Source organism: Burkholderia sp. 4M9327F10, from assembly GCF_005503145.1.
GTDB lineage: Bacteria > Pseudomonadota > Gammaproteobacteria > Burkholderiales > Burkholderiaceae > Paraburkholderia.
On sequence record NZ_SCNV01000002.1, the window covers coordinates 32,285 to 52,624 of the forward strand.

Here is a 20,340-nt window from a genome sequence, read left to right on the forward strand (position 1 = left end):
TCAATCCTCCCGCATCTGCTCGTGCAGCCACGTGACAAAGACTCGCGCCGGCTCAGTGAGCGGCTGCCCCTCGGGATACACCACATAGTAGTCGCGCCGCGACGGAATCGACGGGCCCGGCAATCGCACGAGGGTCCCGGCCCGCAACGCATCCTCTACCAGCCGTTTCCGTCCTAGCGCGACACCTTTGCCTTCTTCAACCGCTTGCAGCAGCAACAGCGCATCTTCGTAGGTGGCCCCTGCGCGCGACGCCGCCGCGACCACGCCCGCACGGCGAAACCATTCGTCCCACGCATCGTATGGATTCAGGAGCGGATAATGCAGCAGTTCGTGCGCCGAGTGCGGTAGCGCCGCGAAACCATCAATGCCATGTGCGGCGGCCACGGGAAACAAGCTCTCCTCGGCCAAACGTTCGGCGCTCAAGCCTTCCCACTTGCCGGCACCGTTGCGAATGCCGAGCGAGATCCGCTTGGCGGCCAGATTGAGCGGCGCAATCGTGGCGATCACTTCCAGCTCGATGTCAGGATAGCGCGCCTCAAAGTCGCTTAAGCGCGGCGTCAGCCAGCGCGTGGCGAACGACGGCAGCACCGTGATCGGCAAACAACGACTCGACTCTGTTGCCTCGCGGCGCAATATGCTGGTTGAATCCGTAATCAGCTTGAGCGCATCGGTTACAGCCAGTTGCAGTTGACGCCCTTGCGGTGTGAGGACCACGCGGCGACCCACACGCGCGAACAACGTCACGCCGAGTTCCACCTCCAGGGCGCGCACCTGGCGTCCCACTGCGCCATGCGTCAGAAATAGCGCGTCCGCCGCCGCGCGAAAACTTTCATGACGTGCCGCTGCCTCGAACACCTGAAGGTTACGCAACGATGGAATGGGCATGGATCACTGGCGCCTTTAAGTCACCGAAACCGTAGCATATTTTTCGCTTTTCCGAACCTCGTGCCGTGACTACTCTTGGGCATCTCAAGCGGACAGAGGAAGCACCACATGATGAACCGAATCAAGTTAATCGCTATTGCGGGTCTGGCTCTTTCGGCCTTGCCGCCCGGGTCTGCGTTTGCACAAAACGCTGATTCCGTCCCCGCGCTAGCCGGCAGCTGGACGCTCGTGCGCGTCGACAATCTGCTGCCCGACGGTACGCGCATTCATCTGTACGGCGACAATCCGCAGGGCATGCTGGTGTTCGATGCGCACGGCCGCTATGCATTGCAGATGATGCGCGGCGACAACCGGAAATTCGCCTCCAACGATCGCTCGGAGGCAACACCGGCCGAATATAAGGCCGCGGTGACGGGCAGCAATGCCCACTTCGGCAGATATACGGTGAATGAAAACGCCCACACGATCACCTTCCATATCGATCATGCGAGCTTTCCAAACTGGGAGGGAACCGAGCAGATTCGCAAGATCCAGATCGACGGCGACACGCTGACATATATTGTGCCGACGCCAACCTCCGGCGCCGGAGCGACCGGCGAGGTGCAATGGCGCCGCCTGAACTGAGGCGCGTGGCTTGCCGCCACGCGCCGCGCCATCAACCTCGCATCGCCACTCTTCCTGCCGGCGCCACCTCTGCTGTGCCGCCGACCGCAGGCGCGCCGCGCTCGACTGTGACTGGCGCCGTCTCACGTACAGCGGGCACCTCGATGCGCGAAACATCGACGGAAAACGCGAACGTATTGACACCATCGCGGCTCTCAACCGACACCGTACCGCGGTGCATCTCCGCAATCGCCTTGACGATTGCCAGCCCCAGGCCGTGATTCTCACGGCTATTCGTACGCGACACCTCGGCCCGGAAGAAGCGGTCGAACAGGTGGTCGAGCGTCGAAGGATTGATCGCCTTCCCCGGATTCGCAACCGCGATGTGCACCTGGTCGTCTACACGGGAAATCGTCACCGTAACCGTGTCGCCGGGCGCGCAATGCTGGATCGCGTTCATCAGCAGATTGGTGCAGGCACGCCCGAACAGCGAGCGGTTCACCGGCGCCATGGCGTCGCCGCGTGAGACGGCCCGCACCTGTGCCTCGTCAAATGGAATCTCGAGAAACTCCAGCGTACGCGCGACTTCCGCAGCAAGCGACACTTCCACCAGCCCGGTGGCGCGCTCGCCCTGGTCGGCACGCGCGAGGAACAGCATGTCGTTGATGATCGCGCGCATGCGCTCGAACTCTTCGAGGTTCGATTGCAGCGTATGGCGCAGATCCTCGACCGAGCGGTTGCGCGTCAACGCCACTTCGGTTTGTCCGATCAGGATGGTGACCGGTGTGCGCAGTTCATGCGCGACGTCCGCGTTGAACGATTCGAGCCGGCCGTATGCACCGTCGAGCCGCTCCAGTGCGCCGTTAAAGGAGTTGGCAAGGTCGTTCAGTTCAAGCGGCAACGACGCTGTGTTGAGCCGCTGCGAGCGGTTGTTCGGACTGACTTCGGAGGCGTCCTTGGTCAGACGCCGCAGCGGCGCGAGGCCGATGCGCGTCACCGAGTAGCTGAGCAACAGCACCGCGAGACTGCCCAAGGCCGAAAGCGCGGCAAGCGCCGCGCCGAAGGCCCGCATGGTGCGCACGTTCGGCTGGCAGCTTGCGGCCACCTGTAGCTGGACGGTTGGCCGTATGCCGCTAGCGGGAATCGACAGGGTATTGATCAGCATCGCCTGCCCGCCGGTCGACGGCTGCACCCGCGTATAACCGCCGGGCCAGCTATCCGTGACGCGGCCCTGAACCGGCTGGCCGTAGTGGAAATTCGGATCGTCACTCGAGACCGAATACATGGTGGTGCCGTCGCGCGGCGACATGTCGGTCAGTTTCTCGCGCGCCATGCGCCACTTGTCCGACGTCACCGAGTGGGACACGATGATCTTCGCAATCTCCATGCGGTCGTCGAGCGACTCACGCAAGTGGTGGTCGAGTTGCATGCGCATCACGAGAAACAGCCCCGTGCCGACCAGCGTAAAGACCGACAACGCGACGAGTGCGAACATCAACGCGAGCCGGCGGGCAATCGAGCGGTTCATGACAATTCCGCCTCCTCCCTGACTTCGAGCACATAACCCATGCCGCGCACCGTATGCAGCAGCTTGGTGCGAAACGGCCCGTCCAGCTTGGCGCGCAGACGCTTGATAGCAGTCTCGACCACGTTCGTGTGACTGTCGAAGTTGACGTCCCAGACCAGCTCGGTAATGGCGGTCTTCGACAGAATGTCGCCCTGACGGCGCGCCAGCACGCTTAACAACTGGAATTCCTTGGCGGTCAGGTCAAGGCGCACGCCGTCGCGCGAGGCTCGCCGTCCAATCAGGTCTACAAACAGATCGCCGATCGAGATCAGCGTGGACTCCTGCGAGCGGGTGCGGCGCGCCAGCGCATGCAGCCGCTCCACCAGTTCGAGGAACGAGAACGGCTTGGTCAGATAATCGTCCGCGCCTTCGCGCAGGCCGCGCACGCGGTCGTTGATGTGATCGCGTGCGGTCAGCATGATGACCGGGGTGGACTTGCGCATGCGCAATGCCTTCAGCACGCTAAAGCCGTCACGTTTGGGCAGCATCACGTCGAGAACGATCACGTCGTAGTCGAACTCGGTGGCCAGATGCATGCCTTCCTCGCCATCGAGCGCAATGTCGACCACCCAGCCCTGCTCGGTCAGCCCCGAGCGCAGGTAGTCCACCACTTTGTGTTCATCTTCAACGATGAGCAGTTTCATTTGCGCCCCCTAATTCCTTACATTATACGAAACGCCTCGTTTTTCCGTCTGCGGGCCGTGCACTCCCCTCTCTCACTGCAAAACTCAGTTTGTATAGTTCGATGCTTCTTTATCGGCAGCCGGCGCGCTCACGTCCCAGCCGCCACCCAGCGCCTCGACCAGCGAGACCGATAACGTCATCTGCTGGCCGTGAATCTGCACGTCCTGGCGCTCGCTCGTCAACAGCCCCTGCTGCGCGGTGATCACGTCCAGATAGGCGACGAGGCCACCCGAATAGCGATCGTTCGCGAGCGACAGCAGCCGCTGCGCGTCGGCCACGGCATCGCGCGACTGCCGCGACGCGCCGTCGAGCACCGACAGTCCGGTCACCCCATCCTGCACCTGCTGGAACGCGGTAAGCACGGTCTGACGGTAATTCGCCTGCGCCGCCTGGTAGCCTTCGCTGGCAAACTTGACGTTCGCCGAGCGGCGGCCGCCGTCGAACACGACCTGCGAGAACGCCGCGCCAAGCGTCCACATCAGGCTAGGTGCGCTCAACAGGTCCGCAAAATTGGTGCTCTGCCAGCCGATACTCGGCGTGAGCGTGAGGCTCGGAAAGAATGCCGCCTTGGCGACGCCGATCTGCGCATTCGCCGCCGCCATCGCGCGCTCCGCCGAGGCCACGTCGGGACGCCGTTGCAGCAGATCGCTCGGCACGCCCAGCGGAATCTGCGGGACTGTCATCTCGATCACCTTGGGTTCGATCGAGAATTGCGGCGCCGGCACACCCACCAGCGCGGCAATCGCGTGTTCATTCTGCGCCCGTTGCACAAGCAGCAGTTGCGCCTGCACCTTGGTCGAATCCAGTTCGGACTTCTGCTGCAGCACGTCGAGCCCCGACACCGAACCCAGCTCGTGTTCCGAGGTAACGTAGTCGAGCGCCTTCTGCTGCAGGATCACGGACTGGTTCAGCACGTCGATCTCGGCATCGAGCTCGCGCAGCGAGAAATAGTCGGTGGCGAGATTCGTGGTCAGCACGAGGCGCGCGTTGGCGAGGTCGTCGCGCGATTGCTCCGCCGAGGCCTTCGCCCCTTCCACTTCGCGCCGGATCCGGCCGAACAGGTCGGTGTCGTAGTTGATCGACGGCCCGATCGTGAGGCCGTTCTGCACGGTCGTCTGGTTCGGCGTGCCATAGGAGGTCAGCGGCCGGTCCTTCGAAATCTTCAGCCGCTCCGCCGTGCCGCCGAGATCGACCTCGGGAATCCGTTGCGCCGCGGTGTTCGCGAGCGTCGCCTTGGCCTGCTCGTAGTGCGCAACCGCAGCGGCGAGCGTCTGGTTCTGGTCGAGCGCCTGGGCCTCCAGCGTGTTGAGCGTCGAGTCGTTAAAGCTCATCCACCACGTTGGCGCCAGCGGCGCGTGCGACGGCTCGGCCACATGCCAGTACGAATCGGTGCGCCACTCGGGCGGCGCGTCGGCATGCGGCTGCTGGTAATCGGGGCCCACGGTGCACGCTGCCAGCAGCGCCACGCCGGTAGCCGCCGCTACCATGCGGATTTGCGGCACAGCGATCGGGCGGAAACGCTTCACGCCGCCCCCTTGCTGGTCTTCGACACCGGCTGGATCTGCACGTGATCGCCATCGCCAATCGAGTCGCTCGGATTGATGATGACCTTGTCGGTCGGCTCGATACCGCTCTCGATCTCGAGCGTCTGTCCGAGATCCTGCGCAATCACGACCTTGCGCAGATGCACGACGCCGTTATTGTCGACCACCGCCATCCGCGGTCCCTCGGCGCGGAACAGCAAGGCATTGCCGGGGACCATGATGTCGGCATGCGCGATAGCCGGCACCGCCACCTGGACATACGCACCCGGGCGCAGCGCGCCGTCCGGATTGGGCAGCCGCACTTCGATCTGCAGCGAACGGGTCGGCACATCGATCGCACCGGCGATATGGGTGATCGTGCCGTGGAACTGTTTCCCCGGCAATTCGGCCTGGGTCACCACCACCTGCTTGCCGACCGACACATTCTCCGCATAAGCCTGCGGCAGTTGCACGTAGACCCGCAGCGGATCGGACTGCGCCAGTGCGAACAGCGCGCGGCTGGTGCCGCTGCCGGCATCGATCAGGTCGCCGACGTCGACGTTACGCTGCGTCACCACCCCGGCGAACGGCGCGACGATCCGCTTGAACGATTCGAGCTGCCGCAGGCGCCCGACATTCGCATCGGCTGCGGCGAGGTTCGCCACATCCTGGTTGTAGGTGCTTTGCCGCTCATCCAGTTCCTGCTGCGAGACCGCATCGCGCTGACGCAGTTGTTGCCAGCGTTCATATGAAGTCTTCGCCAGTCCGAGGCTCGAGTTGATCTGGTCGCGCTGCGCTACCGCCTGCGCCAGTTCCTGATCGATCTCCGGCGTGTCGAGATCGGCCAGCAACTGCCCCTGCTTCACCTGTGCGCCGATGTCGACGTACCAGTGCAGCAGGTAACCGGTTGCGCGTGCATAGATCGGCGACTCGACGTAACCGCGCATCGTACCCGGCAGCAGGGTGTTGCCACTGCCGTCGGCCTGCGTGGGTGTCACCACGTTGACGTATTCGATCGCGTTTTGCTGGGTCGTTTCCGCTACCGACCGGCTTTGCAGAATGTCCGCCACCACGGTGCGCAAGGCGCCGAGCGCCAGCAGGATCAGCACGATCCAGATGGCGAGCTTGGCGCGTTTCCACTCGCGGTTGCGGGGCGGCAACGCGTGCCCATCCTCGGTATCCCGCGCGGGGATTGCTAGCGAAGCGTGAGTTTTCTCAGTCATCTCAGTCAGCCGTCAATTAACGTTATGCGTGCTTGCCAGCGCCGGCGTTGCCGCCGTCGTCGGGGCCCTGCTCGCCATGCGCGCCACCGTTACGGCGGGCGAGGCGCGTATGGATCGCCGCAAAAACCAGCGGCACAAAAAACAGCGTGGAAACCGTGGCGAACAACAGGCCGCCGATCACCGCACGACCAAGCGGCGCATTCTGCTCGGCCCCCTCGCCGAGACCGAGCGCCATCGGGATCATGCCGATGATCATCGCAAACGCGGTCATCAGTACCGGCCTGATCCGGCTTGCCCCGGCTTCGAGCGCGGCGGTCAACGGCGGTGCGCCGGTGGCGAGCCGCTGGCGCGCGAACGCCACCATCAAAATACTGTTTGCGGTCGCCACGCCCATGGTCATGATGGCGCCCGTCAGCGCTGGCACGCTCAGGTGCGTGCCGGTGAGGAACAGCATCCACATGATCCCGGCCAAAGCCGCCGGCAATGCGCTGATGATGATGAGCGGATCGACCCACGACTGAAAGTTCACGACGATCAGCAGATACACCAGCACGATCGCCATCGCCACGCCCACGCCCAGACCGAAGAACGAGCTGCGCATGGTCTGCACCTGGCCGCGCACCACGATCTGGCTGCCGCGCGGCAAGGTTGCGCGGGCCTGATCCACCAGCTTGTTCACCTGGCGCGCCACGCTGCCGAGGTCGCGCCCTTCAACGCTTACATACAGGTCGATCACCGGCCGGATGTTGTAGTGCGAGACGACGGCGAACTGGTTCTGCGGCGCGACCTGCACCAGGTTGCCGAGCAGTTGCGTCGGCCCATTGGCAACCGCCGAAACCGGCGTGCGCAACAACTGGTCGATCGACGACACGTCATACTGCGGCGTCTGCACCGCCACGCTGTACTCGACCCCGTTCTTGTTGTTGAACCAGAAGCTCGGCGCGGTTTGCGAGCTGCCCGACAGCGAAATCAGCACGTTCTGCGCCACGTTGTTCGCGTTGAGGTTCAGTTGCTGCAAACGGGTGCGATCCATCTGAAGATTGATCACCGGCTCGTCGAGCTTCTGCTGGATGTGCGTGTCCACCGTGCCCGGAATCAGTTTCACCTGCTTGTAGAGCTTGCGCGCCACATCGAAGTTGCCTTGCTGGTCATTGCCGACAATCTGCACATCAATGGCCGCGGGCAATCCGAAGTTCAGGATCTGCGTCACGATGTCGGCCGGCTGGAAGAAAAACTCCACGCCCGGGAAGCGTTGCGGCAAGATCGCCCGCAGTTTGTCGATGTAGCCCTGGGTAGGCTTGTGATCCTCGTTAAGCGCCACCTGAATCTCGCCGTCCAGCGTGCCGATCGTGCCGGCATTGCTATAGGATAGGTTGATCCCGCTATACGGCAATCCCAGGTTGTCGAGAATGGTGACCAGCTCTCTCTGCGGCACCACCTGGCGCACGACCTTTTCGACCTCGTCGGCGAGCCGCGCGGTTTCCTCGATGCGCGTACCGGTCGGCGCGCGCATGTGCATGCGGATATCGCCTGCGTCGACGGTCGGGAAGAAGTCTTCGCCCAGCACCACCACAAGGCCCAGCGACACCACGCAAAAGCCGAGGAACACCGAGCCGAACACGCCACGGCGCACCAGCACGCTGCTCAGGATCACGATGTAAGCGGCGCGCATGCGCTCGAAACCCTGGTCGAAGCGATGGTAGATCCGCATGAACGGATTCGGCTTGCTCCCCGCTTTCGGCTTGTGCGCATGGCCCATCAGCAGCATGGCAAGCGTCGGCACCAGCGTACGCGAAAGGATGTACGAAGCCAGCATCGCGAACACCACCGCTTCGGCGAGCGGCACGAACAGGAATTTCGCCACCCCGGTCAGGAAGAACATCGGCACGAACACGATACAGATACACAGCGTCGAGACCAGCGCCGGCACCGCGATTTCACCGGCGCCTTCGAGAATCGCATCATGCAGGTTGGTGCCCATATGCAAATGCCGCTCGATGTTCTCGATGGTCACCGTCGCATCGTCCACCAGAATCCCGACCGCGAGCGCGAGCCCGCCCAGCGTCATGATGTTGATGGTCTGACCCAACGCGTGCAAAACAATCAGCGAGGTCAGGATCGACAGCGGAATCGACACCGCAATAATGCAGGTGCTGCGCCAGTTGCCGAGGAACAGCAGAATCATGGCGGCAGTCAGTGCCGCCGCAATCAGGGCTTCTCGCACCACGCCCTGCACCGCCGCCTTGACGAACACCGACTGATCGAAGAGCGCAGTAATTTTCAGATCAGGCGGCAACGCAGCCTGAGCGGTAGGCAGCAGATCATGCAGCGAGTTGACGATCGCCAGCGTCGACGCGCTGCCCGTCTTGAGCACCGACATCAGCACGCCGCGGTGGCCATCCTGACGCACCACGTTAGTCTGCGGAGAGAAGCCGTCACGCACGTGCGCGACCTCCCGCAGATACGTGGTCGCGCCATTGAGCGTGCGCACGGGGATATCGTTGAGGCCCGCCACCGTGGCCGGCGAGCCGTTCATGTTGACGGTGTATTCCTTGGCGCCGATCTTGGCCGTGCCGGTCGGCAGAATCAGGTTCTGCGCGTTAAAGGCGTTGACGACGTCGGCCGGCGTCATCCCCTTGGCGAGCAACGCGCGCGTGTCGAGGTCGACCGAAATCAGGCGTGACTTGCCGCCGTAAGGGTATGGCACAGCCGCCCCTGGGATCGTCACCAGTTGCGGGCGCAGGAAGTTAAGCGCGGTGTCGTTGAGATCCTGCTCCGAGAGTTTCGGACTGGATAGCCCGAGCTGGATCACCGGAATACTGGAGGCCGAATAACTGATCACCAGCGGCGGCGTTGCGCCTGGCGGCATCTGCTTCAACTGCGCCTGTTCGACTGCGACGGTCTGCGCGATGGCGGTCTGGATATTGGCCGTCGGCTGCAGGAACAGCTTGATGATCGTGATGCCCTGGAGGGATTGCGACTCGATGTGCTCGATGTCGTTGACCGTGGTGGTCAAACTGCGCTCATTGACCGAGGTGATCCGGTTGGCCATGTCTTCGGCCGACAGACCCGTATAGGTCCAGATGATACTGACGACCGGAATGTTGATTTCCGGCAGCACGTCGATCGGCGTCGTCAGCAGAACAAATGGCGTCGCCAGCAGAATCAGAATAGCCATCACGATGAACGTGTATGGCCGCTTTAGCGCAACGTTGACAATCCACATTGAAATGCGCCCGAAAAAATGCTGGAAAGGATGAGAAGTCGCCGTGACGCGAACGTACGCGCCACGCTAGCGGACGCAATGCCAGAACCGGCAGCCGCGCAGATAACCATGCATCGCGAAAGCGATGCCCGTCCCACGTTAAATCTGGGCTTATGCTAGATCGTTAGCACCAACGGCTGCATGACGCCAAAATGGCAAAACCGTCAGGAAGGAAAACGTAAGTTCAAACACCCCCGGACGCGATTTTCATTCTGTGTCTGGCGAGCCGTCATACGCAATTAGCATAGCCGCTTCCCCTGCCGGCGCGCATCGGGTGTGTTCCCACCCTGCGCCGCGTGCATGTTATGCGCCGCTGCGCGATCAAACAAGTGTGCGCCTTCCTTATCCGGTTACGAACACGCCTTGTATTTTTGAACGATCAGTCATAATATTCGGACGAATGGCGGAGCATCGGTGTTTCACACGCCACGGCTCTGAAGCGCTCTGGGGGAGTTCGCGTGTCAACCTCAGTTTGAACATTCAAGCGAAAATTTAATGGCTTCTGAGTGAGTGAGGCAATCGTCCCGATTCGCTGACGATGTAGATACCCGCTCTCATTTTTCATCCATTTTTTGAACGATCATTCATGAATACGCCACTCGAATCGCCTGCCTCCTTAAGTCTTGGCCGTGACGCGACGGTAGCGCCGGCGCCGCTCGCCTCCGCGTACGGCGGCTACGCGAAAGGCCTGATGTTCTGCCTCATCGCGACGGTCTCTTTCGGCCTGATGTTCCCGGTCATGACGAGCGCACTCACACGCATTGACCCGTTCACTTTCACATCGCTGCGTTACCTGATCGCAGGGGCAGCATTTCTGGTGCTGTTGCAGCGCAGGGAGGGCACGGCGGCCCTCAGTCTGAAGGGCGAACCGGTCGTGCTTGCGTGGCTGCTCGGTTCGATCGGCTTTGCCGGTTTCGGCGCGCTCGTCTTTCTCGGCCAGCAACTGGCCGGCAGGGACGGTGCGCTGACCGCGTCGATCATGATGGCGACGCAGCCCATGCTGGGCCTGCTGGTCAACTCCATTGTGCGGCGCGTGTTGCCGCCGCTCTATTCCTTCCTGTTCATCCTGCTGTCATTTTGCGGCGTCGCGCTTGTCGTCACCCAAGGCGATATTGCCGGGCTGTTGCATGCCCCCCAGCACTATGCGGCCAATGCGCTGATCGTCGTGGGTGCGCTGTGCTGGGTCGTCTACACATTCGGCGCGACGTACTTCAAGGAGTGGTCGCCGTTGCGCTATACGACGATGACGATCTGGCTCGGCCTTACCACCATCATCGGCCTGAACCTGGTATTGTTCGCGGTGCATGCGGTGCCGGTTCCAAGGCTCGCGGCACTCGGGGCAATCGTGCCGCATCTGCTTTATATGGGACTTTGGGCAGGCTTCGTCGGTATCCTGAGCTGGAACCTCGGTAACCGCATCCTGACGCCGATGAACGGCATGCTCTTTATGGATGTCGTGCCGATGACAACCTTTGTCGCGTCCGCTCTCGCCGGCGTTGTCGCCACGCCGTTTCAGATCGCGGGGGCGTGTATGACGGGGACGGCGCTGGTGCTCAACAATCTGTATTTGCGGCGCCGGGCGCGGAAGCTGGCGCGGGTGTAACGACGATTGGCCAGCCTTACTCCTCACCTTCGAACGCACGGCTACAAATAAAAAGTCCCCGACAACGCTCACGCGCTCCGGGGACGCATTTTGCAGACCTTGGTTCACACGATGGATACTTCCAACCGCTTGCCGAGCTTGTTAAACGCCGCCTCCATGGCGTCAAGCCGGGACGAATGACGCGGATCGAGCAACCGGTCGATCTGCGGCATATGAACATCCAGACGACGTGCAAGTTCTGACTTCCTGATGCCCTGACGGATCATTTCATTGGCGAGCAGAACCTTGGAAACAACGAGTGCCGGCAACGTCACGACAGGCTGTCCCTTCCTGGGCTTTGAGGGAGCAGGAATCTCCCGCCTCTCGTCAAAGTAGATCTCGATTGCGCTTTCCAGTGCATCCAGCGCGTTAAGCAGTGCCTCGTCTTCATCGTCTCCGACAGATACGGCTTCGGGGATATCCGGGAAGGTCACCAGATACGTGTTGTTCGTATCCAGTTCCAATTTCACAGGATAAGACAGCATGGCTATTTGATCTCGTTTACAAGTCAAGACCATAATGCGACAGTTGTGTTGTGCCCCGCAAGAGCGACGCAACAGATTTGTTGCACCACTCCCTTCGTAACCAGGGACATCAAAATCAACTTCGAAAACCGCTCTGATCGCGAGGCGCCGCTACGACTCGACTGAACCTTATCTAACCTCGCTCCACCTCCCATACTTCGCCACCGCCTGCTCATCGAAGCCGAACCCCAGCCCCGGTGTCTGGTGCAGCACAATCCTGCCGTTCCTGTGCTCAAGCTGCCGGTCGATCAGACGACGGAAGTTAAGCACCTGATCGTCCCAGAAGTACTCCACATAACGCGCATTCGGCGTCGCCGCCACCAGCGGCGCATGCGCGTCATGGAACCAGTGCGGACACATCACCACCCCATAGCTCGACGCGGTCGCCGCAATGCGCCGCCACTCGGTAATGCCGCCGCACACCAGCGCATCCGTTTGCAGGATCGCCGCGCCGCCCTTGTCGAGCAGTTCCTTGTGATACCAGCGCCCATAGCCGATCTCGCCGGTGGCAACCGGCACGCGCGTCAGTTTCGCAAGACGTGCGTGATTGTCGATGTCGTCAGGCGAAAACGGTTCTTCAATGAAGTACGGATCGAACTGCTCGAAACGGCGCACGTGCTGCAGCGCCTGGGTGACATCGGCCCAACCGTTGTTGATGTCGATCATCAGTTCGATATCCGGACCAATCGCCTCCCGCGCGGCTTTAACGCGGGCCTCCTCTTCGCGCGGCGAGAGCCGGCCACCCTTCATCTTCACAGCCTTGAATCCAAGCTCGACATAGTGCGCCATTTCCTCGCCGAGCATGCCCGGCGTCTTGCCTTCGAGGTAGTAGCCGCCGCTGGCGTAGGCCGGCACAGTTTCGAGTTCGTTCGCACCCAGATACTTGTGCAGCGGCACGCCATGCGTGCGCGCGTTGAGGTCCCACAAGGCCGTATCGAGAATGCTGATGGCCCGCATCACCGTGCCCGCCCGGCCGTGCAGCAGCGCCTCCTGGTACATGGCCTGCCATAATCCTTCTACCGCATAGGACTCCTTTCCGATCAACACCGGGGCGAGCAATTGCTCGACTGCGACGCGCAGCAACTCGCCTGCCGCACTACCGACATAGCAAAAGCCGATTCCTTCCACGCCATCGCTCGAACGCACCTTCACGAGGCCATAGTGACGGGTGGACACGGTGCGGGTCGCAAACGAAGTCACGCGATCGAGCGGAACGCTCGCGCTGCACACCGAAACCGATTCTATTCTGGGCATATCAACACTCCTCCTTGTTGGACGCCGTCCGCATCTCGCGCGGATCGGGCATGAACGAAGTGTGATAGCCTCGACACGTCAAAAACAGTATCCTTTGGCTTCTTCAAAAGATAAAAGTTTTATTCGATGGACTCGCGCTATCTGCAAAGCTTTGTCTATGTCGTCGAGCTCGGCTCGATTGCGGAGGCCGCCCGCCGGCTCGACCTGACGCCTGCCGCGGTGGCGCAGCGCGTGAAGATGCTCGAAGAAGAACTGGGCGCCAAGCTGGTGCGGCGCTCCGGCCGCACGGTGGGCACGACCGAGGCCGGCGAGCGCATTCTCGAGCGGGCGCGCGCCGTGCTGCACGATATCCGCGACCTCAGGTCGGATCTGAACGACGCCGCCGAACTGGCCGGCGAACTGCGCCTGGGCGGCACGCCGACCATGATGACGAGCCTGATTCCAGACGTGTTGTCGGAACTGCTCGCGCGCCATCCACAGATGGACATCTATCTTGAACCGGGCACCTCGGCGGATCTGTACCGCAAGGTTGTGAGCGGCGATCTCGACGCCGCGATGCTGGTCCAGCCGCTCTTCGATCTGCCGAAAAGCTGCGACTGGCACACGTTTCGCGAAGAGCCTCTGGTGCTGCTCGCGCCGGCTTCGCTGGAGGTGCGCGACGTCCACGAGGTTCTGCGCCGCGAACCGTTCCTGCGCTACGACCGCAACGTGGTGGGCGGACAACTGGCCGACGGCTATTTGCGCCAGCACGGCATCAAACCTCATCAACGCTGCGAACTGGACGGGCTCGATGCGATTGCGGTGATGGTCGACCGTGGGCTTGGCGTGTCGCTCGTGCCGGACTGGCAGATGACACGCTTTGCCGGCCTCTCGCTCGCCAAATGGCCGCTGCCCCATGCGTTTCCGAAACGCGTGGTGGGACTGCTGTGGAACCGTTCGTCGGCACGTATGCGGCTGGTGCAGGCGTTTCTGAAAAGCGCGCTGGAGCTGGAGTCGCGCTCGGCGAGTGGCAAGCCCGCCGGTCGCCGCAAGTCATAAGCCGCAAGCCATAAGCCGCAAGCCATAAGCCGCAAACCATCAACCCCGCCAAACTACCCGGCGCATCGCCAAGCCTCGCGGCGCAAGTCGGGAGCACAATATTGTTTGTGTCTTAAGACAGCAAAAGTTGCTTGTTGCCGCTCCCGCACATGCGATAGCGTGCGTGTTCCGGGCAGGACAAGCCGGTCCCGTCCGGCGCCCTGGCAGCGCATGCCTGAGCGGCCCCACCCGCCCCTTCACGATCGAGCCTACGCCATGACCGACAAGCCTGCCTCCCCGCCGTCCGAAGACACCCCTGCCGATACCGGCCTGCGCAAAGGCTTAACTCACTACGGCGACAGCGGCTTCTCGCTGTTCCTGCGCAAAGCCTTCATCAAGGGAGCGGGCTATACCGACGCCGCGCTCGAACGCCCCGTCATCGGCATCGTCGATACCGGCAGCGCGTATAACCCCTGTCACGGCAACGCGCCGCAACTGATCGAAGCGGTCAAACGCGGCGTCATGCTGGCGGGCGGCTTGCCGATGGAATTCCCGACCATCTCGATCCACGAGTCGTTCTCGCAGCCCACCAGCATGTATCTGCGCAACCTGATGTCGATCGACACCGAGGAGATGATTCGCGCACAGCCGATGGACGCCGTGGTCCTGATCGGCGGTTGCGACAAGACCGTGCCGGCGCAGCTGATGGGCGCCGCGTCGGCCGGCATTCCGGCCATCCAGTTGATTACCGGTTCGATGCTGACCGGCTCGCATCGCTCGGAGCGGGTCGGCGCCTGCACCGATTGCCGCCGCTACTGGGGCCGCTTTCGCGCAGAGGAAATCAGCGAAGCGGAAGTCTCCGCCGTCAACAATCAGCTCGTGGCCAGCGTGGGCACCTGCTCGGTGATGGGCACGGCCAGCACCATGGCGTGTCTTGCCGAAGCGCTCGGCATCACCGTGCCGGGCGGCGCGGCGCCGCCGGCTGTCACGGCCGACCGCATGCGGATCGCCGAACTGACCGGTGGCGAGGCCGTGCGGATCGCCCGCTCGCGCCTCACCATCGACCAGGTGCTGACGGCCGAGGCCTTCGAGAATGCACTGCGGGTGCTGCTTGCAATAGGCGGCTCGACCAACGGCATCGTGCATCTGAGCGCGATTGCCGGCCGCCTCGGTTTCGAGGTGGATCTGCAGGCACTCGACCGCATGGGGCGCGAGACACCGGTGCTGCTCGACCTGAAGCCCTCCGGCCAGCACTACATGGAGGACTTTCACAAGGCCGGCGGCATGGCCACCTTGCTGCGCGAGCTCAAGCCCTTATTGCATCTGGACGCACTGACGGTCACCGGCCGCACGCTTGGCGAAGAGATCGAAGCGGCCGGCCCGGGATTTGCGCAGGATGTCGTGCGCCCGCTCACCCGGCCGATTTATCCGCAAGGTGGAATCGCCGTGTTGCGCGGCAATCTTGCCCCGGGTGGCGCCATCATCAAGCAATCGGCTGCGGACGCAAAATTGATGGAACACACCGGCCGCGCGGTGGTGTTCGAAAACGCCGAGGATCTGGCGCGCCGTATCGACGCCGACGATCTGGACGTGAGCGCCGACGACATTCTGGTGCTCAAGAGCATCGGCCCCAAGGGCGCGCCCGGCATGCCCGAAGCCGGCTATATTCCGATTCCGAAGAAGCTGGCGCGCGCCGGCGTCAAGGACATGGTGCGCATTTCCGATGGCCGCATGAGCGGCACCGCGTTCGGCACCATCGTGCTGCACGTCACGCCGGAATCCTCGGTTGGTGGCCCCCTTGCCTATGTGCGCAACGGCGATTCGATCCGCCTGAGCGTGGCGCAGCGCGAGATCAGCCTGCTGGTTTCAGACGAGGAGCTGGCGCGCCGGGCGCAGGAAGCACCCCCCCATGCGCCGACTGCGGAACGCGGTTACCTGAAGCTGTTTCTGCAGACCGTCACGCAAGCGGACCAAGGGGTCGATTTCGATTTCCTCCGTGCGGCCAAGGTGCGCGGCACGATCCCCAAGACCTGACACGCTTCGGGGTGCCGCCGCCGCGGCGCTCCTGCGCTCCTGCGCTCCGGGCCAGACACAAAAATAATTAACGTTTGAAGCTAGCGCGCCACCCTTCTTCGCCGTTTGCCCTCACGCAATACTGCATTGGCACCTGCAAGCAAGACAACGGTGACCCAATCAAAACGGCATTCGAAGGAGACAGGCCCCATGAGCATTCCAAGCGCTGCCCTATCAGGCAGGCCAGATACATCATCGCTGCACGGCGTCCTCGCGCCGGTGCTGACGCCGTTCAACGCGGACGGCTCGCCCTCGACGGGCCGCTTCGTCAGACACTGCCGCCTGCTGCTCAGCCAGGGCGTGGGGCTGGCGGCGTTTGGCACGAACTCCGAAGCAAATTCGCTCGCCGTGCACGAGAAGCGCCGCCTGCTCGACGCCCTGCTCGATGCGGGCCTGCCGGCCGCACGCATGATGCCCGGCACGGGAGCGTGCGCACTGCCGGACGCGGTCGAGCTCACACGCCACGCCGTGCAAAGCGGCTGCGCCGGCGTGCTGATGCTGCCGCCGTTCTACTACAAGAGCGTGAGCGACGAAGGCCTGTTCCGCAGCTTCGCCCAGGTGATCGATGCGGTAGCCGACGCACGCTTGCGCGTCTATCTCTATCACATCCCGCCGGTCGCTCAGGTGGGCATCAGCTTCGGCCTGATCGAGCGGCTGCTCAGCCGTTATCCCGGCGTGGTGGCGGGTATCAAGGACAGTTCCGGCGACTGGCAGCACACCGCTGCGCTATTGGGCGAGTTCCAGTCCCCCGGCTTCGACGTGTTCGCCGGCAGCGAAACCTTCCTGCTTGCAACCCTGCGAGGCGGCGGCGCCGGATGTATCACCGCGACCGGCAACGTCAATGCGACGGCAATCGCCCAGCTCGCCTCGCATTGGCGAGACGACGAAGCCCCGGACCGGCAGCAGCGGCTCGACGCCACCCGTGCCGCATTTCAACGCTTCCCGATGATTGCCGCAATGAAGGCCGCACTCGCCTGGCAATCCGGCGACGAAGGATGGGCCAGAATGCGGGCGCCGCTCGTCGAACTCGATGCCGCGCAGCGCCAGGACCTGCAGGCGTCGCTTGCGCATATCGGCTTCGCGCTGCCGGAGGCCGCATCGCTCGCCGAGCCCGAAGTGGACGAAGTCGGCTCCACCGGCTGTTAAGCCCACCGCGCGCCGGCGCTTGCGTCCGGCGCCGCCCGGCACACCCAGAATCGCACCGAATCGCACCGAATCGCACTATTCGCCCGCGGCGCTCCCTACAACAATCCGCCTGACGGGCCAGGAGACAACCTTGTTCATTCGCACCTCGCTTTCCGCTACGCTCGAGGCAAACCCGGCCGACCTGCTGTTCCGGCGCGTCGCATGGCGCTTCATGCCGCTGCTGTTTATCGGCTATGTGGCGGCCTATCTGGACCGGGTCAATGTCGGCTTTGCCAAGCTGCAGATGCTCAATAGCCTGCAGTTGAGCGAAGCGGCGTATGGCCTGGGCGCGGGTCTCTTCTTTATCGGCTACTTTCTGTTCGAAGTGCCAAGCAATCTGCTGATGCACCGCCTCGGCGCGCGGCGCTGGATTGCCCGCATCATGATTACGTGGGCGCTGCTCTCGATGGCCAACGCATGGGTCCGCACGCCGCTCGAGTTCTACGCCGTGCGCTTCCTGCTGGGGGTGGCCGAAGCCGGCTTCTTCCCCGGCATGATCCTGTATCTGACCTACTGGTTTCCGTCGCACCGGCGCGGCAGGATGGTGGCGCTGCTGATGGCCGGCAATCCGGTTGCGGGGCTGCTGGGCGGCCCGCTCTCCGGCTACCTCATGCATGCGCTGCAAGGCCGATGGGGACTGGACGGCTGGCAGTGGCTGTTTCTTGTCGAGGCCCTGCCTTCGATCCTGCTCGGGGTGGCAATCTTGCGCTATCTCGACGACCGCGTCGCCGACGCGGCATGGCTGAGCGCCGCCGAGAAACGCCAGATTCAGGAGGAGATCGACGCCGATGCCGCAGTGCGTACGCATGGCTCGGTGCGCGCTGTGTTCGCCTCGGCACGGGTCTGGCTGCTCTGCCTGATCCTGTTCGGCATCGTGATGGGTTCGTATGCAATTGGCTTCTGGCAGCCCACCATCATTCGCGGCACCGGCGTCGACGACCCGCTCACGATCGGTCTGCTGACAACGATCCCCTATACAGCGGCACTGCTCTCGATGATTTTCGCCGGTCGTCACGCGGACCGCACGCGCGAGCGGCGCTGGCATATCGCGTTGCCGGCTCTGATCGCCGCAAGCGGCTTTACGATCTGCGCGATGAACGGCAATAGCGCCGTACTGTCGATGCTGGGTCTCACGCTCGCCGCAGCCGGCGTGGTGACCGCGCTGCCGATGTTCTGGGCGCTGCCCACCGCCTTCCTCGCTGGAACCGGTGCGGCCGCGGGGATCGCGCTGATCAACTGCACCGGCAATCTGGCGGGGTTTATCAGCCCGGCCGTGATCGGCTGGTTGAAGACGCATACCCACACGCTGTCTTCCGGGCTATTTGTGGTGGCCGGCACGCTGACGTTGTCGGCTCTGCTGATTCTCGCCTTCATTCCGGCGCGGCTGGTCAACCGGTGAGGGGGCGCGGCGACGGCCGTCTCTGCCGATAGCCGCCGCGCCGCCTACGCCCTACTTCGCAAACAACGAGGCGATGTTAGCGAAAGCCTTGAACTCCAGCGCATTACCCGACGGGTCGAGGAAGAACATCGTGGCCTGCTCGCCGACCTCGCCCTTGAAGCGCACATGCGGCTCGATGATGAAGCTGATACCGGCACCCTGCAGCCGGTCCGCGATGGCCTGCCACTGCTCCATCGGCAGGACGACGCCGAAGTGGCGCACCGGCACCGCATCGCCGTCGACCGCGCTGGTGTGCCGATGCCCGGCTTCCTCGGGCGAAAGGTGCGCGACGATCTGATGGCCGTGGAAATTGAAGTCCACCCACTCCGGTGAGCTGCGGCCTTCCGGGCAACCGAGCAATTCGCCATAAAACTCGCGGGCGGCAGCGAGGCTGTGGACGGGAAACGCCAGATGGAACGGCGGCAAAACGGCTTCGGAAGCGCTCATGATGATCTAGACCCGGAAGTTGACAACGAATAAAAACAGAGCTGACCGGCGAGTATATCCATTATGTAAATTGGTGAAAAACGATATATTTTTGATCTGATCATCACCAAAATCGATGAATTGGCCACGCTCGGCAAACTGAAGGCACCGTATCTTGCCAGCGGCACGGCTTTCGCAGCCGTGCTGAGTGTGCCGCCCCACCCGCAACGAACTGTACATGTGCGAACTGTACCTGTCCTCATTGTCGCTACGTCGTGCAGAATGTGACCTGCCACCCACCGGCCCAGCGATGACGCAAACCCGACTCCGCATCCAGCGACACCACGAGGCCGTTCTCCCACCCGCTCCCTGAAGGCATCGCCCCAATGACATTCAGCGCTTTTCTATCGGCCAACGTCCTGATCGCCTATACCGCGTACTTCGTCGGTACGGCAAGTCCCGGCCCGAGCAATCTCGCCATCATGTCCCTCGCCATGGGCTCCGGCCGCAAGGCGGCGTTCGCTTTCGCGCTCGGCGTCATGTCCGGCTCGTTTTCATGGGCCCTGCTGGCATCGCTCGGTTTGTCGGCCGTGCTCGCAACCTATTCGCAGTTGCTGGTGGCAATCCGCGTCGTGGGCGGCCTCTATCTGCTCTGGCTGGCGTGGAAATCGGCCCGCTCGGCACTCACACCGCAACAGCCGCTCGCCAGCGTGACGCGCGTGCCGGAGTCGTCGCGGCGGCTCTACGTGCGCGGCCTGCTGTTGCACCTCACCAACCCCAAGGCGATTCTGGTCTGGCTGTCGATTGTCTCGCTGGCCATTCCCGCCTCGGGTGGCGCGGCCCATACGGCCCCGGTCGTGCTCGGCTGCATGGCTATCGGCGTTTGCGTGTTCAGCAGCTACGCGATCCTGTTTTCGACCGAAACGGCACGCCGCGTGTATGGCTCGATCCGCCGCTGGCTCGACGGCACGCTGGCTGTGGTGTTCAGCGTGGCGGGTTTGAAGCTGCTCACCTCGCGCAGCTAACCGGCA

16 protein-coding genes are annotated in these 20,340 nt (G+C 62.9%); 7 read left to right on the top strand and 9 right to left on the bottom strand.

What is annotated here, in order from left to right:
- Positions 1-885: a LysR substrate-binding domain-containing protein gene (locus FFS45_RS02550; RefSeq protein ID WP_137953138.1), complete on the bottom strand. Its 885-nt coding sequence runs from the start codon at positions 883-885 to the stop codon at positions 1-3.
- Positions 886-993: 108 nt separating this feature from the next.
- Here FFS45_RS02550 and FFS45_RS02555 point away from each other — a divergent pair, with 108 nt between their 5' ends.
- On the top strand, positions 994-1,509 hold the full coding sequence (locus FFS45_RS02555; RefSeq protein ID WP_137953139.1) for a lipocalin-like domain-containing protein: 516 nt from the start codon (positions 994-996) through the stop codon (positions 1,507-1,509).
- A 31-nt stretch (positions 1,510-1,540) separates the two neighbouring features.
- Here the strand turns inward: FFS45_RS02555 and FFS45_RS02560 are convergent, their stop codons facing one another.
- From FFS45_RS02560 to FFS45_RS02580, 5 genes are all read right to left on the bottom strand, one after another.
- Positions 1,541-3,016: a heavy metal sensor histidine kinase gene (locus FFS45_RS02560; RefSeq protein ID WP_137953140.1), complete on the bottom strand. Its 1,476-nt coding sequence runs from the start codon at positions 3,014-3,016 to the stop codon at positions 1,541-1,543.
- A complete protein-coding gene (locus FFS45_RS02565) occupies positions 3,013-3,699 on the bottom strand; it encodes a heavy metal response regulator transcription factor (protein ID WP_137953141.1) in 687 nt (228 codons plus the stop codon). The genes FFS45_RS02560 and FFS45_RS02565 overlap by 4 nt, the downstream gene beginning before the upstream one ends.
- Positions 3,700-3,783: 84 nt before the next feature.
- The gene (locus tag FFS45_RS02570) at positions 3,784-5,226 is read right to left on the bottom strand and encodes an efflux transporter outer membrane subunit (protein WP_137953439.1); all 1,443 of its coding nucleotides are present in this window, start codon (positions 5,224-5,226) and stop codon (positions 3,784-3,786) included.
- A gap of 35 nt (positions 5,227-5,261) precedes the next feature.
- The gene (locus FFS45_RS02575; protein WP_137953142.1) at positions 5,262-6,485 is read right to left on the bottom strand and encodes an efflux RND transporter periplasmic adaptor subunit; all 1,224 of its coding nucleotides are present in this window, start codon (positions 6,483-6,485) and stop codon (positions 5,262-5,264) included.
- A 22-nt stretch (positions 6,486-6,507) separates the two neighbouring features.
- Positions 6,508-9,711 carry an efflux RND transporter permease subunit gene (locus FFS45_RS02580; RefSeq protein ID WP_137953143.1) on the bottom strand — a complete coding sequence of 1,068 codons (3,204 nt, stop codon included), beginning with the start codon at positions 9,709-9,711 and terminating at the stop codon, positions 6,508-6,510.
- Between the two features lie 625 nt (positions 9,712-10,336).
- On the opposite strand from FFS45_RS02580, the gene FFS45_RS02585 reads away from it, so the two are divergent.
- Complete coding sequence (locus tag FFS45_RS02585) at positions 10,337-11,353, top strand: DMT family transporter (RefSeq protein ID WP_137953144.1); 1,017 nt, start codon at positions 10,337-10,339, stop codon at positions 11,351-11,353.
- Positions 11,354-11,457: 104 nt separating this feature from the next.
- Here FFS45_RS02585 and FFS45_RS02590 read toward each other — a convergent pair whose 3' ends face one another.
- A complete protein-coding gene (locus tag FFS45_RS02590; protein WP_137953145.1) occupies positions 11,458-11,877 on the bottom strand; it encodes a type II toxin-antitoxin system HicB family antitoxin in 420 nt (139 codons plus the stop codon).
- 168 nt (positions 11,878-12,045) lie between these two features.
- Positions 12,046-13,170, bottom strand: a complete 1,125-nt coding sequence (locus tag FFS45_RS02595; protein WP_137953146.1) for a mandelate racemase/muconate lactonizing enzyme family protein — start codon at positions 13,168-13,170, stop codon at positions 12,046-12,048.
- Positions 13,171-13,296: 126 nt separating this feature from the next.
- Here FFS45_RS02595 and FFS45_RS02600 point away from each other — a divergent pair, with 126 nt between their 5' ends.
- The 4 genes from FFS45_RS02600 (at position 13,297) to FFS45_RS02615 (ending at position 18,844) form a co-directional block, all read left to right on the top strand.
- On the top strand, positions 13,297-14,208 hold the full coding sequence (locus FFS45_RS02600) for a LysR family transcriptional regulator (protein WP_137953147.1): 912 nt from the start codon (positions 13,297-13,299) through the stop codon (positions 14,206-14,208).
- A 255-nt stretch (positions 14,209-14,463) separates the two neighbouring features.
- Positions 14,464-16,221 carry an IlvD/Edd family dehydratase gene (locus tag FFS45_RS02605; protein WP_137953148.1) on the top strand — a complete coding sequence of 586 codons (1,758 nt, stop codon included), beginning with the start codon at positions 14,464-14,466 and terminating at the stop codon, positions 16,219-16,221.
- A gap of 189 nt (positions 16,222-16,410) precedes the next feature.
- Positions 16,411-17,406, top strand: coding sequence for a dihydrodipicolinate synthase family protein (locus FFS45_RS02610; RefSeq protein ID WP_137953149.1), 996 nt, complete (start codon positions 16,411-16,413; stop codon positions 17,404-17,406).
- Between the two features lie 130 nt (positions 17,407-17,536).
- Positions 17,537-18,844, top strand: a complete 1,308-nt coding sequence (locus FFS45_RS02615) for an MFS transporter (RefSeq protein WP_249362557.1) — start codon at positions 17,537-17,539, stop codon at positions 18,842-18,844.
- A 51-nt stretch (positions 18,845-18,895) separates the two neighbouring features.
- Here the strand turns inward: FFS45_RS02615 and FFS45_RS02620 are convergent, their stop codons facing one another.
- Positions 18,896-19,330: a VOC family protein gene (locus FFS45_RS02620; protein ID WP_137953150.1), complete on the bottom strand. Its 435-nt coding sequence runs from the start codon at positions 19,328-19,330 to the stop codon at positions 18,896-18,898.
- A 365-nt stretch (positions 19,331-19,695) separates the two neighbouring features.
- On the opposite strand from FFS45_RS02620, the gene FFS45_RS02625 reads away from it, so the two are divergent.
- Positions 19,696-20,334 (top strand): LysE family translocator, encoded by a 639-nt coding sequence (locus FFS45_RS02625; protein ID WP_137953151.1) that lies wholly within the window; start codon positions 19,696-19,698, stop codon positions 20,332-20,334.
- The last annotated feature ends 6 nt before the right edge of the window (positions 20,335-20,340 follow it).

Excerpts from the sequence above, each read along its gene's own strand:
- FFS45_RS02595 (WP_137953146.1), bottom strand. The coding sequence starts at position 13,170 with ATGCCCAGAATAGAATCGGTTTCGGTGTGCAGCGCGAGCGTTCCGCTC.
- FFS45_RS02575 (WP_137953142.1), bottom strand. The coding sequence starts at position 6,485 with ATGACTGAGAAAACTCACGCTTCGCTAGCAATCCCCGCGCGGGATACC.
- FFS45_RS02560 (WP_137953140.1), bottom strand. The coding sequence starts at position 3,016 with ATGAACCGCTCGATTGCCCGCCGGCTCGCGTTGATGTTCGCACTCGTC.
- FFS45_RS02610 (WP_137953149.1), top strand. The coding sequence starts at position 16,411 with ATGAGCATTCCAAGCGCTGCCCTATCAGGCAGGCCAGATACATCATCG.
- FFS45_RS02605 (WP_137953148.1), top strand. The coding sequence starts at position 14,464 with ATGACCGACAAGCCTGCCTCCCCGCCGTCCGAAGACACCCCTGCCGAT.
- FFS45_RS02600 (WP_137953147.1), top strand. The coding sequence starts at position 13,297 with ATGGACTCGCGCTATCTGCAAAGCTTTGTCTATGTCGTCGAGCTCGGC.
- FFS45_RS02555 (WP_137953139.1), top strand. The coding sequence starts at position 994 with ATGATGAACCGAATCAAGTTAATCGCTATTGCGGGTCTGGCTCTTTCG.
- FFS45_RS02585 (WP_137953144.1), top strand. The coding sequence starts at position 10,337 with ATGAATACGCCACTCGAATCGCCTGCCTCCTTAAGTCTTGGCCGTGAC.
- FFS45_RS02570 (WP_137953439.1), bottom strand. The coding sequence starts at position 5,226 with ATGGTAGCGGCGGCTACCGGCGTGGCGCTGCTGGCAGCGTGCACCGTG.
- FFS45_RS02625 (WP_137953151.1), top strand. The coding sequence starts at position 19,696 with ATGACATTCAGCGCTTTTCTATCGGCCAACGTCCTGATCGCCTATACC.
- FFS45_RS02550 (WP_137953138.1), bottom strand. The coding sequence starts at position 885 with ATGCCCATTCCATCGTTGCGTAACCTTCAGGTGTTCGAGGCAGCGGCA.
- FFS45_RS02565 (WP_137953141.1), bottom strand. The coding sequence starts at position 3,699 with ATGAAACTGCTCATCGTTGAAGATGAACACAAAGTGGTGGACTACCTG.
- FFS45_RS02580 (WP_137953143.1), bottom strand. The coding sequence starts at position 9,711 with ATGTGGATTGTCAACGTTGCGCTAAAGCGGCCATACACGTTCATCGTG.
- FFS45_RS02590 (WP_137953145.1), bottom strand. The coding sequence starts at position 11,877 with ATGCTGTCTTATCCTGTGAAATTGGAACTGGATACGAACAACACGTAT.
- FFS45_RS02620 (WP_137953150.1), bottom strand. The coding sequence starts at position 19,330 with ATGAGCGCTTCCGAAGCCGTTTTGCCGCCGTTCCATCTGGCGTTTCCC.